At 44.9% G+C, this 14478-nt stretch carries 10 protein-coding genes; 4 read left to right on the top strand and 6 right to left on the bottom strand.

Features of this window, described 5'->3' with window-relative positions; all coding sequences use genetic code 11:
* The first annotated feature begins 94 nt into the window (after positions 1-94).
* A complete protein-coding gene (locus tag BWD42_RS04500) occupies positions 95-547 on the top strand; it encodes a hypothetical protein (RefSeq protein WP_175991951.1) in 453 nt (150 codons plus the stop codon).
* 51 nt (positions 548-598) lie between these two features.
* Here the strand turns inward: BWD42_RS04500 and BWD42_RS04495 are convergent, their stop codons facing one another.
* Positions 599-1501: a cyclase family protein gene (locus BWD42_RS04495; protein ID WP_077433545.1), complete on the bottom strand. Its 903-nt coding sequence runs from the start codon at positions 1499-1501 to the stop codon at positions 599-601.
* Positions 1502-1831: 330 nt separating this feature from the next.
* On the opposite strand from BWD42_RS04495, the gene BWD42_RS04490 reads away from it, so the two are divergent.
* A complete protein-coding gene (locus tag BWD42_RS04490; RefSeq protein WP_077433543.1) occupies positions 1832-2596 on the top strand; it encodes a DUF3592 domain-containing protein in 765 nt (254 codons plus the stop codon).
* 108 nt (positions 2597-2704) lie between these two features.
* Here BWD42_RS04490 and BWD42_RS04485 read toward each other — a convergent pair whose 3' ends face one another.
* A complete protein-coding gene (locus tag BWD42_RS04485; protein WP_077433541.1) occupies positions 2705-4057 on the bottom strand; it encodes a DUF3472 domain-containing protein in 1353 nt (450 codons plus the stop codon).
* Positions 4058-4297: 240 nt separating this feature from the next.
* Here BWD42_RS04485 and BWD42_RS04480 point away from each other — a divergent pair, with 240 nt between their 5' ends.
* A complete protein-coding gene (locus tag BWD42_RS04480) occupies positions 4298-4756 on the top strand; it encodes a GNAT family N-acetyltransferase (protein WP_077433539.1) in 459 nt (152 codons plus the stop codon).
* A gap of 136 nt (positions 4757-4892) precedes the next feature.
* Positions 4893-7214, top strand: a complete 2322-nt coding sequence (locus tag BWD42_RS04475) for a TonB-dependent receptor (RefSeq protein WP_175991950.1) — start codon at positions 4893-4895, stop codon at positions 7212-7214.
* On the opposite strand, the gene BWD42_RS04470 is transcribed toward BWD42_RS04475, so the two are convergent.
* From BWD42_RS04470 to BWD42_RS04455, 4 genes are all read right to left on the bottom strand, one after another.
* Positions 7180-8352: a PepSY-associated TM helix domain-containing protein gene (locus tag BWD42_RS04470; RefSeq protein WP_077433535.1), complete on the bottom strand. Its 1173-nt coding sequence runs from the start codon at positions 8350-8352 to the stop codon at positions 7180-7182. The genes BWD42_RS04475 and BWD42_RS04470 overlap by 35 nt on opposite strands.
* 173 nt (positions 8353-8525) lie before the next feature.
* A complete protein-coding gene (locus BWD42_RS04465; protein ID WP_077433533.1) occupies positions 8526-9953 on the bottom strand; it encodes an MFS transporter in 1428 nt (475 codons plus the stop codon).
* Between the two features lie 34 nt (positions 9954-9987).
* Positions 9988-11346 carry a TolC family protein gene (locus tag BWD42_RS04460; protein WP_077433531.1) on the bottom strand — a complete coding sequence of 453 codons (1359 nt, stop codon included), beginning with the start codon at positions 11344-11346 and terminating at the stop codon, positions 9988-9990.
* A gap of 24 nt (positions 11347-11370) precedes the next feature.
* Positions 11371-14472, bottom strand: coding sequence for an efflux RND transporter permease subunit (locus BWD42_RS04455; RefSeq protein ID WP_077433529.1), 3102 nt, complete (start codon positions 14470-14472; stop codon positions 11371-11373).
* Positions 14473-14478: the final 6 nt, after the last annotated feature.

The raw sequence follows: 14478 nt of genomic DNA, 5'->3' as shown, positions 1-14478 counted from the left end.
TTGTCCCATAAGTTGAACTATTTTGTTTAATCTGATGTTCTTCAGATAACCTGCCTCAAATATGCAGGAAATTGAAAAATTAATATCAGATAAAATGATTGGATTTAACAAAAATATGCTGGGTGGATTGATCGGCGCATTAGTCCTGAATGTAGTGCACAGCGCTGCAAAAAGGTTTGACCCTGAGGCTCCGGCAGTGGATGAGGTGGGCGAAGAGGCGATGAAAAAGACGGTCAGTGCAGCCGGATTTAAGCCACCAAAAGGAAATGCGCTGGTCGCTGCAACCTTTGGAGCTGATGTAGCCTCAAACGCCATGTTGTATACATTGATCGGGTACGGCGGCGATAAACACCGCGTGTTACGCGGGGCTTTGCTCGGTACTGTCGTCGGGCTCGCCACATTGACCATTCCGGAGCAGGCCGGATTGAATGCCGAGCCGATAAAAAAAACCGAACGTACAAAATTAATGACCGTAACCTGGTATGTGATCGGTGGCGTTGCCGCCGCACTGGCCATAAAAGCCCTGCGAAAGAAAACATCTTTTTAAGGATTCATACCCGCCCTGAATTCCGGTCAAGGGAATGCAGGGCGGAGCTGTTTAGGCCTCAGCCTGCCTCTTTACACGGGCAAAAGCGCGGACCGGGAATGTGCCCACTCCTTTAAACTTGGGCGGGGCAGCCGTAAAATGAAAGTTTTCATCCGGCAACAATCCAAGATTGCAGAGATGTTCGACAATCAGGATCTCCGCTCCAAGAAGGGTGGAGTGGACGGGGCGTGATCTGCCTTTGGTACTGTCGATATTGTGCGAATCAATGCCCACCAGTTTGACGCCACATTCGACAAGGTATTTCGCCGCGGCTTCGGTCAGATAGGGATGATTTTCATAATACGCTTCGGTATTCCAGTTTTTATCCCATCCGGTATGGATCAGTACCGCGCGGTTTCTGATCTCCCTGTTTCGGAGTTGTTCATCCGTGATTTCCAAACCGTTGGCATAAGGCATCCGGATCACCACGGCATCCAGATCGACAAAGGCTTTTAAGTCCATGTCGGCGGTATCTTTACCATCCGCATAGCGGTGGAAGGGGCAGTCGATATAGGTTCCGGTATTGCTGACCATCTCAATCTTACCGATCTGAAATTCTGTTCCTTCATCGTAAAACTGTCTGGAGTCAGCCCTCGACAGATAATCGCAGATAATAGGGGCGGGCAGCCCTTTATAAGTCACCAGGCCATTTTCGATCGTATGGCTGAGGTCGATCAATAGTTCAGCCTCGCTTTCTATTGGCGGAGCCTTGCGCTTGTGGGCTTCGACAAAGATTTCCTTATTCAGGATATTTACCTTTCCGGCCATCAGTAGCCGTAGATCTTTGACGATATAATCCGCGAGTTCCGCATCGCTGATATCATCGCCTGTGATATCAAGCCTGAAATCTTCGCCTTTAAGGCTACCTCCATTGGTAAAGTATACTTCAAAATCAAATTTTACGCGTTTGTCCATGATGGGTGTGTATGTAAGTGGAAGAAAATTAGTAGAAATTTTACACGAACTAAGATAATGAAAATCCAGTTGATTTAGACCTTGCTGTTGGATTATGCATAAAAATGTAAATTTCAACTTTATGCCACTATAAGAGTACTAATATATATTTTCATCTATTAAGTACCGCTATGATATCATTTATAAAGGAGATCACAGTGTATTCTCTAAAGCCTTTTGTCTTCTACGGATCTTAAATAGATATAGACGAATATGAAAAGGATCTTGTTGGTCGTACCACGAATAGTTAATTTTAACATGCATTCAAAGCACATGAGATTATTTAAATAGATGAAAAAATTCTGGGAATTCTTCCAATGGTTGCTACTTATTGGCTTCATCATTGCAATTGCTTTTATATTAAACAGCTACCGTTATCTGATTTATGCTTTAATAGTCGCTTCTGTACTCTATTTCCTGTTGAGAAAGATCATTGCCATCAGATTGAGCAAGCAAACTGGCAGCAGGAACGTCCAATATAGTATCAACGGAAAACCGTTGACACTTCGAATGAGAAAGCTGACCACCTTTGTTGTTTTACTGCTACTTGTATACATTATGGTGGTTTCGGTCTTTTCGGTGAGCCCAGGCCTGGAGCGGAAAGAATTTATGCTGACGCATCCGAATTGGGTGGCTGTAACGCCCTCGATCCGAAACCTTAGCGCTGACATCCAACGCGGGAAGACCAAATACGCCTATATCAATCTGGAATACCAGTTTACTGCTGGTGGAGATGCGTATACACAAAAAATACATAAGGCAGAAAAGCAGTATTCATTTTTTCCGATTATAGGGCAGGGGGCATTTGAAGCAATGCGGATAGAGCTGTTGACTAGAGCGAAGAAAAAAAATGTAGATCAGGAATACATATTGTTCTATAACCCACAGGATCCCGAACAACAGCAGTTTTTTCTGGCTAACGATAGCTTCTACCTGCAGCGATCATTGTTGTGCGATATCCTGTTTGTGTATGGGGTCTTATTTTTGGCCATTGTAATCATCATGTTGTTGTTTAAAATAAGCAGTACAAGGCGGATGAAAAATCAAATCAGGTAGCAATGAATCTCTCATGAGCTATTCCATAACCGAAAAGGCTGTCCTACAGGATTGTAAGACAGCCTTTTTTGCTTGTGAGCGGGATAGCTCAGCAGCAGACCTTTGCGGTTAGGGCAGAGTCGTAAGATCTATTGCCGGCGCGGCATTCCCATTGCTTACGGTAAACAAAGTCCCTGGGCTGACGACGGTATTGAAAAAACCACCGTTTTTAAGGAAGAAGCTATTTCCATTGCTGCCGCCCATGGCATCGATGCGCTGGTTGCTGGAATAGGTTCCATCCACGGTAAATTTGGCCTGAACCACCGGCATCCAGGTACCCGATGTGGTACGTACCCATTGATTTTTATAATCTGCTGAGCGTCCGAGGTAGCCGTTATCGGCGTTAAAATTTTCAAGGAAGCTGTGGAAGTTGGTCAGATAAGTGGATATTTTGGGTCTTTTCCAGCTTGCGATCAGTACCCAGCTGTTGACAGAAGGATCATTGAACCAGGCCGTAAAATCGGTGGCACCATTCCCGTCGGGCTCGCCTTTAAGCAAGAACTTGTAGCTCTTGCCGCTTGTCCAACTATATTTCATATAGCTCTGTCCACCGGACCCCTCGCCACCAAACTCACCTGTCGTGGTATTAGCTCCTTTCCGATTGAGTGTAATGCGGTCTTCAGCCGGTATTTCAGCGGGATTATCGGTGCTGTAAGGACTCCACACCGAAAACAGGATCCGGCGCTCCGTGGCCGAATTGACCTGCATACCAAAATATCCCTGACCGAATCCATTGGCCATAAAATAGGATCCGATTTTATCTTCACCGGTAGGGACATTGATTTCGCTATAATAATAGGAGACCTGTTGGCTGGTCGGTACGGTATAGCCCAAGTGGCAGGAAGGTCCACGTCTCGACCAATAGTAGGTATTGTCGATATTATTGTCACTGTAGATTACGGTACCTGTTGTCGCTGATCCGCTTAAAATAAGATGGGAGACATCCGCAAAATAACCGCCGGTTTTGGAGACACCCTGCAGATCCATTTTGACATAGCCGCCCGCATTGATCGTGTAGTTACCTACGGTATAATCCTTTAGGGTACCGCCTTTTAGGTGTACCTGCTTACTCACCCCGTTGATGGTCAGCCTGACCACGCTGCTGTCACCATTGGGCAATACCTTGGCCCGGATTTTCACGCTCAATGTACCTGACTGTGGCAACTTGGCATAGGTACTCACAATGCTGTTGGCATTGGTCCAGTTGGCTAAGCCATTGCTATTGATGACCTCAACGGCACCGGAAGGTGCTGCTGTAACGAAAGCATTGCCCCCCAGTGGCACCTCATAACCGTTGGGACCGGGAGTCGCTGCCCGCAGCGATAGTTTTTCGTCAGTCTCCAGCTTAACGACAGTCTTTTGACAGGAAACAAAACAAATCAGTGCCGCACCGAGCAGTGCCGCAAATTTAATTTTTTTCATAATTTATCTTTAATTGTTTAATATCAATTTATATAAAAACTTACGTGATACGAAAAGAAATTAAACGCAATCGATTGTTTGATTTACTTCTGTAACAAGATCTGCAATTTGCGGCAATTGACAGCGTCCTGACATTTAAAGCTATCCTAAAGCCAGCGATTTTTGTATCTTGCATGAACTGTTTATTAGCCCAAAGTTGAACAGGTATAATTACATTTAGCACAAACACAGCATTCGGAAATGGAACTAAAAATCAGACAGGCACAGGAAAATGAAATCAATGTACTACTTGAATTTGAACAGGGAATCGTTACCGCTGAACGTCCTTATGACGAAACCTTAAAGGAGGGTGAAATTCATTATTATGATCTGCTGGAATTAATACAATCGGCGGAAGCAGAAGTCCTGGTCGCTGTGATCGGCGACCAGCTCGTCGGATCGGGCTACGCCAAAATAGTCGATGCCAAACCTTATCAAAAGTATGCGAAATATGTGCATCTGGGATTTATGTATGTAAAACCCGAATATCGTGGCCAGGGGATCAATAAATTAATTTTGGAGGCCTTGACAAACTGGGCTAAGGAACGAAAGATCACAGAGTTAAGACTTCAGGTTTATGATCAGAACGAACCTGCAAAGCAAGCCTATCGCAAAGCTGGGTTTAAACCTAATTTATTGGAAATGAGAATAGAGATTTAGTTCCAGCTTTTTTCTTGTAACTGTATTTAGATTTATTCAAAATAATGATATCTTTGAGCCATTAATATTTTGAGTTTAATCGTTACCATACATCGTCTACCAGACCAAACAAGAAATGAAAGTTAATCCATACAGCATGACTAGGCTCACAGTCGCCTTATTATCTTGTTCTTTTTACTTATCCACATCAGCCGCCGCAGGGACAGTATATAACAGCAACAGGCCTTTCGATATATCTGCGACCAAAGCACAGCAAAAGGGCACCATCCTAGGCCGGGTGGTCAATGCTCAGGGTCTTCCTTTGGCAAATGTACGTGTTGAGCTGCATGGAGCAAAGAGCACCCAATCTGATAAAGATGGTTACTTCAGATTAACAGCTATTGATTACGGTACCTACCGTTTGACATTAAGTTCCCTGGGATTTGGCAAGCAATCTCAAGATATTGAACTGCGTGAAGAGCAACATGATTTACAAACGATTACCTTGACTGCCGAACAGCAGAGTTTGGATGAAGTGGTCGTGACAGCAAGTCGATTGGCAGAACATATCGATCAAGTGCCCTCATCGATCACCTATATCGGCACTAAGGCACTCGATCAGCAACGGCAGATCAACGATAATCTGCCATCCATCCTGATGCAGAAGGTACCCAGTATCTCGCCCAGCGAGGAAAGCCAAAATAACTTTATCGCTAAAATCCGGGGGCGTAATTTTTTGGTATTGATTGACGGCATTCCGCAGTCAACACCGCTACGCAACGGTGGCCGCGACTTGCGGACAATCGATGCCAGTGCAATCGATCACATCGAGGTGGTGAATGGTGCTACAGCAATGTACGGTAACGGCGCAGCCGGCGGTGTGATAAACTATATCACCAAAAAGCCGCAGCAAGGGAAAAAGCTGGCTTCATCAACCTATCTCAATAATTCATTGAGCCTGGTAAAGCCTAGTGAGACCTATGGCTACAATATTGCGCAGGTATTTTCAGGGCAGCTGGACAAATGGGATTACGTCATTCAGGGTAAAGCCGGACGGTCGGGTGTGGTACGGAGCGCCGACGCAGCGATTGCCAGTCCATTTTATGGATTGGGCGAAACACGCGCTTATAATGTCCTGGCCAAAATCGGTTATCAAATAGCCCCCGAGCATCGGGTCGAATTTATGGGCAATTATTATCGTAGCCTGCAGGATAGCAAATATGTCGGTACCAAGGGTGATTTTGGCAAGTCGCCGGCCATTGGTATTCCTTCTGATACCGTGATCAACGGTGGTACTCCCTATAACAAAGCCTTTCATTTGAAGTATGACGGTCGATATGGAAAGACGGCAGCAAATTTAAGCCTGTACTATGAGGACATGAATACGGTTTTTGAAACATACAACCAAAATTATTCTGACCATAAAGGAGCAAGATTAAATTTTAATACACCTTTTGAGCTGGGCTCATCATCCAATATCTCCCTGATCTACGGTGCTGATTTTCTAAAAGACCATACCGTACAGAAAACACTGAAAGATGACCTGGTGACACCGGATATGAATATGAACAATGTCGCGTTTTACCTGCAGAGTAAATTGAGTTTAGGTACTGACTGGATTCTAAAAGGCGGGGTACGTTATGAAAATATCCGTTTTAAGGTGGGCGATCTGACCAAAAATGGCAAACTCACTGCGGGTGACAATAACAATTCAGATGCTTTTGTATTTAATATCGCCACACGGTACAACAAATATAGTTACGCGCAACCTTTCGCTTCCTTTTCGCAGGGATATTCCATTGGCGATGTCGGGCTTATCCTGCGCAATGGTGTACCCTTGAGCCAAATTGACCCCAAACCTGTTGTGGTCAATAATTTCGAACTGGGTGTAAATGGTAAAATGAATATATGGGACTATCAGCTGACAGGCTATTATAGTACATCCCAGAAAGGAACCACCTTCGCTGAAACTTCCACACCTGGTAATTACGAATTGAGTCAGGTACCACAACGCATTTATGGCATGGAATTTGTCGGAAATGTAAAACCGGTTCAATGGCTGTCTTTGGGAACTGTACTCGGCTATATGGATGGGCGTCAGGATCTGAAAAAAGAAGGCAAGTACAAAGATAAATTAGACAATTCTATTATTTCTCCGTTCAAAATTAACCTAAATGCCGATTTCAGCATCACGGACAACTGGAATGTTTATTTGCAATACCTGCATTTGGGTGGGCGGGACGTATTCCCGGCTGCGGAATACAATTATGGGAAATATCCGATTTCCGGTTATAATCTTGTTGATTTCCAAACCAGATACAAATATCAGAAATTCACCTTTTTATTCTCTATCAACAACCTATTCAATGCGGATTACTATCCCGTTCATGCCGAAGTACGCGGAGCGACCAATGAAGGCCGCTATTACATCAAGGGGACCGGGACTATGGCAAATTTAGGGGTACAGCTCGATCTCTAGGTCTTCGTTTTTTTCTGGGCCTTACCATTTTTTTGTTCCTTTTGTTGAGCCAGATCCAAAGACCGGTGATGGGGAGGGTGACGGCCAGACTAGCGGCCAGAAACATAACAATTTTTGAAGGAAGGCCAAATACCGAGCCAACATGGATGGGCTTGACCATCTTGCGCATTTGCTCCGCCACAGGCAACTTGTTCATTGGGTTGCCTTTGATCAGCTTGCCGGATCTGCTGTCGAAATAGGCCTGGTTGATCTGCAACAGCCCGCCAGAAAATGATTCTTTTGTCAATGAAAAAGCGATATCTTCCTGTTCCGGAAATGTCATCAGTATATTTCCCGGAGCAGGATAAAGTGCGTTAATCTGCTGGTACATGGTCTCGAATGGCGAAAAGCCAACAGCAAGTTCCGATACTGGATTTTTTACTTTTTCCTTTTTCGTCTTGTTATCGGCACCAAAAAGCCTAAAAAACTGTTTATTGTACCAGTCAGAGCTCCATGTCAGACCGGTCAGGGTAAAGATCAGGAGGAACAATGCTGCATAGAATCCCCCCACAGCGTGAAAATCCCAGACTTTTCTTTTCATAGAAGCAGACATTCCCACTTTGAGGCGCTGCTTGAGCAGCTGTCTATTCTTGGGCCACCATAGATAAATACCGCTTATCGCGAGAAATAGGGTCGCAAGAGCGGAAATCCCCGTCAGCGTCGCCCCAATTTTGTCCATCAAAAGAAAACGGTGTATATCCAGTACTTTCTGAAAGAAACGCTCGGCCTGCGCCCCTTTAGACTGGACTTCGCCCGTATAGGGGTTAATATAAGCATACCAATATTTTTCTTTCTTTGACCCATATTGAATCCGATAGCTCCTGGAAGGATCGGCAGGAATTTCAAGGCGGAAAAGCCTTTTATCGGGAAAAATATCTTTTGCTCCCGATACAATCACATCGACAGGTAAGCGGTTTGCCAAGACTGCAACCCGCTGTTCTTTCGGCCATAGCAAAGGTGTCAGTTCTTTCTCAAAACTCAGCAGCATTCCGCTGATACAAACGATCAAAAAAATGAGACTAAAAAGCAGTCCGATATAAAGGTGTAGTTGTTGGAATACCTTTTTTAGACTGTTTTTTGGGGTCATCTTATTTGCCATTGCTTTCACTAGAGTATGAGGATGGGACAAAAGTACAGTATTATTAGGAATTATTCTAAACAGTTGAAAAAATGAATGCTATAAAAAAGCGCTTCCACAGTAGGAAACGCTTCATCAGTTATTCAGGATATATAACGCAGGTCTATCAGCCTTTGAACGACAGTAGCTTTTTTCTACTGCTTGATGGTTCTGATAGAACCGACGACAAGTAAAATTGCTACGATACAGAGCATTCCGGCAGAGAAAAAAGCAATTTGAAAACCGGCATTCAATGCTTCGACGTCCGTTGCGCCAGCCCGCTTCAAGGAATTGGTTTGCGCGGCCGAGACAGCAACGATAATTGCCAGGCCCAAGGCTGATCCAACCTGATAACTGGTATTTACCAATCCTGAAGCCAATCCCATTTCCTCGGGTTTGGCAGCCGACATGGACGCTATCGTTCCCGGAATATAGGTAAGGGACATCCCCAAAGCTCCCAATAAAGAGGCTGGCAGTACATCTTTCAGGAATGAGCCATCCGCAGGAATCGTGCTGAAAAGAAATAATGAACCCGCCAGGATGACCAGACCAGCAACAATATTGGCTTTGAATCCGAACCTAGCGACCAGTTTTCCGGTAAAACCTACCATTAGTATCATAATGGCTATGGTCATCGGTAACAGCGCTAGACCACTATGGAAGGCTGAATAATGCAGGATCTGTTGTAAGTAAAGGTTAAGAAAAAACCATAAGGGGATCCAGGCGGCAGCCAATAGCGACATCATGAGGTTACCTGCGGATAAATTAGGGACCTTAAAAATAGACATTGGGACAAGCGGCTCGCTTTTGTTTTTCTGTAGCATAATGAACACAATGAATAATAGGATGGATATACCCAACAGTAGGACTGTCTGTACGGAACTCCATCCGATATGTTCTGCCGACACAATAGCATACACCATCAGCACAAGTGCAGTACTGGCCAATATCGCGCCGGCAAGGTCAATTTTCCCTTTTTTTGTGCTACCCTTGAACAACAGTCGCTTGCTAAAAAGTAGGACAATAAGACCTGCGGGAATATTGATCAGGAATATCCAATGCCATGAAAGCCACTCCGTGATCACGCCCCCCAGAAAAACTCCCGCCGATCCACCGGCTGCGGCCGCTGCACCCCAAAATCCGAAAGCACGATTAAGTTCCTTTGGATCGGTAAATTTGGACATGACCAGGGTCAGGGCGGCAGGAGCAATCAGCGCAGAACCTAATCCTTGTAGTCCACGACCAATGTTCAACGCCAATTCTGACCAAGCGATACCAGCTAAAAAAGAGGCCACGGTAAGAATACCAAATCCCCACATAAAGACCCTACGTGCACCAAGCAGGTCAGAAAGGCGGCCCCCGAGCAACAGAAAGCCGCCAAATAGGATAACGTAAGCGTTGAAAATCCATTGCAGACTGGATTGTGAATAGCCTAAATCGGCCTTTATTGCCGGAAGCGCAACGCCAATAATGGAGGTATCCATAATGACGATAAACTGGGCCATGCAGAGCAAGAAAAGTGCTGCCCAACGTTTTGGATAGGGTATGGTTTTATCCTTTTGTTCTATAGTTTGTGTATTCATTTTGTACGTTTTCTTTAAATTATCCGTCTAATATCTAATGGCTTGTTTTTGAATGCAGGTCCAACAATCCCAGGCTATGTTGCATCTCCGTATAAAGCATCCTCAGATTGTAAGTCGCCCGCAGACGATTTATTCTTGCCTGTGTCAGTGCCAGGTCGGCATCTGTTAACTCTAGGCGTGACCCTAGGCCATTTTTGAAACGGTCTTCGTTCATCTGATAGTTCAGTTCAGCCGAACTAACAGTGGTTTTCTGTATCTCCAATTGTGCAATGGCTTCGTTCCATTTGCTGATAATAGCGGCCAATTGGGTTTTAATTTCTGCTCTAAAATCGTCCAGGCGTAGCTGTTCCTGTTTTAATTTAATGTCAGCCTGCTTGATTTGCCATCGGGTCCTGTTGCCGTTAAAAATAGGTATGGAGAGCTGCAGCCCCAAAAACGATGTCCGTGGCCAGGTATAGTCCCCTAAATGCAGATTATCTGCCTGGGCCTGTACCTGATACTGACCTATTAATGCCAGCTTGGGCATAAGCTCAGCCACTTTAGCTTCTTTCTTTTTCTGTTGAAGATCAATCAGTAGTTGTTTTATAGCGAAGTCTTTACGATTTTGAGTTGCTGTTTTCAATAAATCATCCAATAAGTAATGGTCATGCTGACCACTAAATTCCAGCTCATCACTCAATACAATGGATTCGGATTCATCCATTCCGAGCAGTCTTTTTAATTCGATTAGTGCGACCTCTTTATTGTTTTTCAGGTAAGAAACCGATGACCGGATATTTTCTACCTCAATAAAACTCCGCAGTGTATCCGATTTAAGCGCGCGGCCTTGTGTAAATAAGGAACGGGCATCATTCAGTGATCGCACATTTCGGAGTAAGCTTTGTTCAAGTAAGGTAAGCTGTTCATTCATAATCAATATGTTAAGATAACTTACCGAAACCTGCAGCGCAACTTTGCTTTTAAGTTCAGCTGTTTTTTGAAATTCGATCTGCTCATTGATAAATGCTGTTTTCCTTTGCCTACTGAGATCGGGTGCAAAAATGGGCTGATAAAGGGATAGCATGCCGTTAAAAGCATTTTTTCCGCCAACAGCTACGTCTTGTACGGCTTTGTTGGTGCCGGCAAAATATCCCGGCAGAAAAATTGTTTGCCTGTCAAAGTAGTGGGAATAGGCCAGCTGGCCCGAAATCGTCGGCAGCAGTGCACCCTTGCTCTCTGCCGTTATCGCCGTCGCATGTATTTCCTCGAGGAGCTGCGCCTGTATGGTTTTATTGCCCTTTTCTGCAATTTCCAATGCGTCGGTGAGGGAGAGCGCTTTATCCTGAGCAAGCAGCGGTCGGCCTAGATAAACCAACAGCAGCGTGGTAATGCATGTATATATTGTTTTTTTCATTGTTATAAACGTTGAAATGGATAATTAGTGCGTTGCCTTTTCATTTAGGCTTTCGGTTTCTTCTTCAATAATGCTTTCCCTACGCTTATTACTCGACAGATAGGAGTAGACTGCGGGAATAATAAATAAGGTAAGTATACCGGAGAATACTAGCCCGCCGGCGATTACAATTCCCAGGGACTGACGGCTGTTTACCGTAAGCGCAATGGGCAATGCGCCAAATATCATCGCTAAGGAAGTCATCAGTATGGGTCGAAAACGTTGTTCGGCGGCGGTAATAGCGGCATCGTACTTAGAGAGGCCGGTATCTTTCAGATGATTGGCAAATTCGACGATCAATATACCGTTCTTGGTAATAAGCCCCACGAGTGTAATGATGCCGATTTGGCTAAATACATTTAAGCTCTGACCAAACCAGTGCAAGCTAAGGATCGCACCGGTTACTGCCATCGGTACGGTAAGCATGATGGTGAGCGGATCTCTGAGGCTCTCAAACTGAGCCGCCAATATCATATAGATCAGCAGGAGCGCCAGTATCAGTGTGAATGTGATATTACCCTGGCTTTCGCTGAAATCACGAGACTGCCCAGCTAAGGAGGATTTAAAATTTTCACCCAGCACAGTTGTTTTTATTTTTTCAATCTCCTGTATAGCTTCAGCAAGGCTTACACCCGGCACAGGAGCTGCCGAGATGGTAGCCGAAGTATATTGATCGTATCGATAGATCGCGGCTGGACTTACCGATTCCTCTGTTTTGATCAGATTACCCAGCGGAATCATCTGGCCTTCCATTGATCGGACGTAGATACCATTTAAGTCATTGATATCGTTTCTGTAAGGACGCGACAACTGCCCAATCACTTCATATTGCCTGTCATCGCGCAAGAAATAACCATAACGCTGTCCTGAAAGGGAAAGCTGTAAGGTACGGGCGACTTCTTCAATGGATACGCCCATCAGCGCGGCCTTTTCCCGGTCTATTCTGATTTTTACCTCCGGTTTGTTTATTTTAAGGTCTGAATCAGCAAACATCAGCTTTTTGCTCTGGCGCACGGCAGCCAAAAATTTAGGTAACACGGCGGTAAGACTATCTAGGTTTTGCGCCTGTAATACAAATTGGACAGGCATGTCGCCGCCATATCGGGTGCCAATGGTTGGTGGAAGATAGGGAAACAGCAGAAAACTCCGGAAATTACCTGACGCAGCACCATATTGGTTATATAAGTCCTGTATTGACTTCTTCCTTTCTTTCGGGTCTTTTAGGTAGATACTTTGTACCGCAACATTCACCGGAGCAGGAGCGGGAATAAAGGAAATGGCCACCATGGAATAGGTCTGGTACAAACCATCGGTGGAATCGTTTACATACTTACCGACCTCGATCATATTCTTTTTCATGTAATCGAACGATACTCCCTCCGGAGCAATGGCAATCAGATTCATATTGGAGCGATCTTCTACAGGAGCCAGTTCCGATGGCAATTGTTTCCCCACGAAGTAGATCAATCCTGACGTAACAAGCAGAAACACCCAAGCCAGCCAGCGTACTTTCATAAAAAGAAGCAGCAATCGCGTATAGCCGTTATTTAAACGGACAAAAAATGGCTCGGTCATCCGATAGAACCAGCCCGGACCGGCTTTCTTTTTGAGGAAATAAGCACTAAGCATAGGTGTCAGCGTCAGGGCTACGAAAGCAGAAACCAAAACCGAGCCGGAAACCACAATTGCAAACTCGAGAAAGAGCTGACCACTGATACCGCCCATAAATACAATTGGCAAGAATACAGCTGACAGGGTGATTGTGGTTGAAATCACGGCAAAATAGATTTCTTTGGAACCTTTAAAAGCGGCCTGTATCGGGGACATCCCTTCTTCAATTTTCTTGTAGATGTTTTCAAGGACTACAATAGCGTCATCAACAACAAGTCCTATTGCGAGTACGAGTCCCAAGAGGGTGAGTACATTGATAGAAAAACCAGCAATATACATGATGAAAAAGGCCGATAAGATGGATACCGGTATGGCTAATACCGGAATGATGGTTGAGCGCCAATCGCGTAGGAAGAGGAAAATAATAAGCACCACCAGTCCAAATGCAATAAATAGGGTTTCTTCAACCTCTTTGATGGATTCGCGGACGGAACGCGTGAAATCAAATCCAACAATAAGACGGTAATCTGAAGGGATATCTTTTTTGAGCTGTGCCAGGCGTTTATAAAATTCGTCCACAACCTCAATGGCATTGGCATCACGTTGAATCTGGATAGCAACACCGATACCAATACGATTCAGATTGCCTGTCTCGTTGATGATAGCGGTTCTTTCATTCATTTCGCCAAGTTCTGCCACCCCGACATCCTGAAGTTTGATAACGCTGTTGCCGACTTTCTTGATAAGCATCTCATTAAAATCTGTGGCGCTGTTGAGGCGTCCGAGCGTCCGGATACTCAGCTCGCTCTGATCACCTTCGATGCGGCCCCCAGGCAGATCCACATTTTCCCTAAGCAGGGCTTGCCTGACATCTTCGGGACTAAGCCGATAGGAAGCTAATTTAATTGGGTCGAACCGGAGCCGCATGGCATATTTATGTTCACCAACGATAGCGACATTATTGATTCCGGGAATGGATTGCATCCTGTCCTTGATAACTGTGGAAGCGATATGACTAACTTCTTTGATGTCCTTGGTATCACTTTCAACTTCAAGAAAGGCAACAAGGTTATCTGCGGAGGAGGCCTTTTGAACAATAGGTGGATCTACATCTGCTGGCAGCTGCTTCCTGGATTTAGCGACTTTATCTCTGACATCATTTAACGCATCCTCAATGTCAGTCTCACGGTTAAATTCGACGGAGATCACACTAACTTGTTCACGTGATTCGGAAGAGATCGTTCGGATGCCGCCAGCCTCCGCAATGGACTCCTCCATAGGACGTGTGAGCTTAGATGCGATCACATCTGGACTTGCCCCAGGATAGAATGTGATTACGGAAATGACCGGAGGTTCGGTGAGTGGAAATTCCCGCACCCCCAATTGTTTCCATCCGACAATGCCCAATATGACCAACAAAAGAGAAAATACTCCAGCCAGTACGGGCTTTTTTATACTTAGTGACGATATACTCATGGCATG

Origin of the sequence: Sphingobacterium sp. CZ-UAM (assembly GCF_002000245.1) — a bacterium.
Classification (GTDB): Bacteria; Bacteroidota; Bacteroidia; order Sphingobacteriales; family Sphingobacteriaceae; genus Sphingobacterium.
This window is presented reverse-complemented; position numbering and strand designations above follow the sequence as displayed.

Bases quoted from the DNA above. Each gene is read 5' to 3' on its own strand.
- BWD42_RS04465 (WP_077433533.1), bottom strand. From the start codon at position 9,953: ATGAATACACAAACTATAGAACAAAAGGATAAAACCATACCCTATCCA.
- BWD42_RS04480 (WP_077433539.1), top strand. From the start codon at position 4,298: ATGGAACTAAAAATCAGACAGGCACAGGAAAATGAAATCAATGTACTA.
- BWD42_RS04455 (WP_077433529.1), bottom strand. From the start codon at position 14,472: ATGAGTATATCGTCACTAAGTATAAAAAAGCCCGTACTGGCTGGAGTA.
- BWD42_RS04460 (WP_077433531.1), bottom strand. From the start codon at position 11,346: ATGAAAAAAACAATATATACATGCATTACCACGCTGCTGTTGGTTTAT.
- BWD42_RS04490 (WP_077433543.1), top strand. From the start codon at position 1,832: ATGAAAAAATTCTGGGAATTCTTCCAATGGTTGCTACTTATTGGCTTC.
- BWD42_RS04500 (WP_175991951.1), top strand. From the start codon at position 95: ATGATTGGATTTAACAAAAATATGCTGGGTGGATTGATCGGCGCATTA.
- BWD42_RS04470 (WP_077433535.1), bottom strand. From the start codon at position 8,352: ATGGCAAATAAGATGACCCCAAAAAACAGTCTAAAAAAGGTATTCCAA.
- BWD42_RS04475 (WP_175991950.1), top strand. From the start codon at position 4,893: ATGACTAGGCTCACAGTCGCCTTATTATCTTGTTCTTTTTACTTATCC.
- BWD42_RS04485 (WP_077433541.1), bottom strand. From the start codon at position 4,057: ATGAAAAAAATTAAATTTGCGGCACTGCTCGGTGCGGCACTGATTTGT.
- BWD42_RS04495 (WP_077433545.1), bottom strand. From the start codon at position 1,501: ATGGACAAACGCGTAAAATTTGATTTTGAAGTATACTTTACCAATGGA.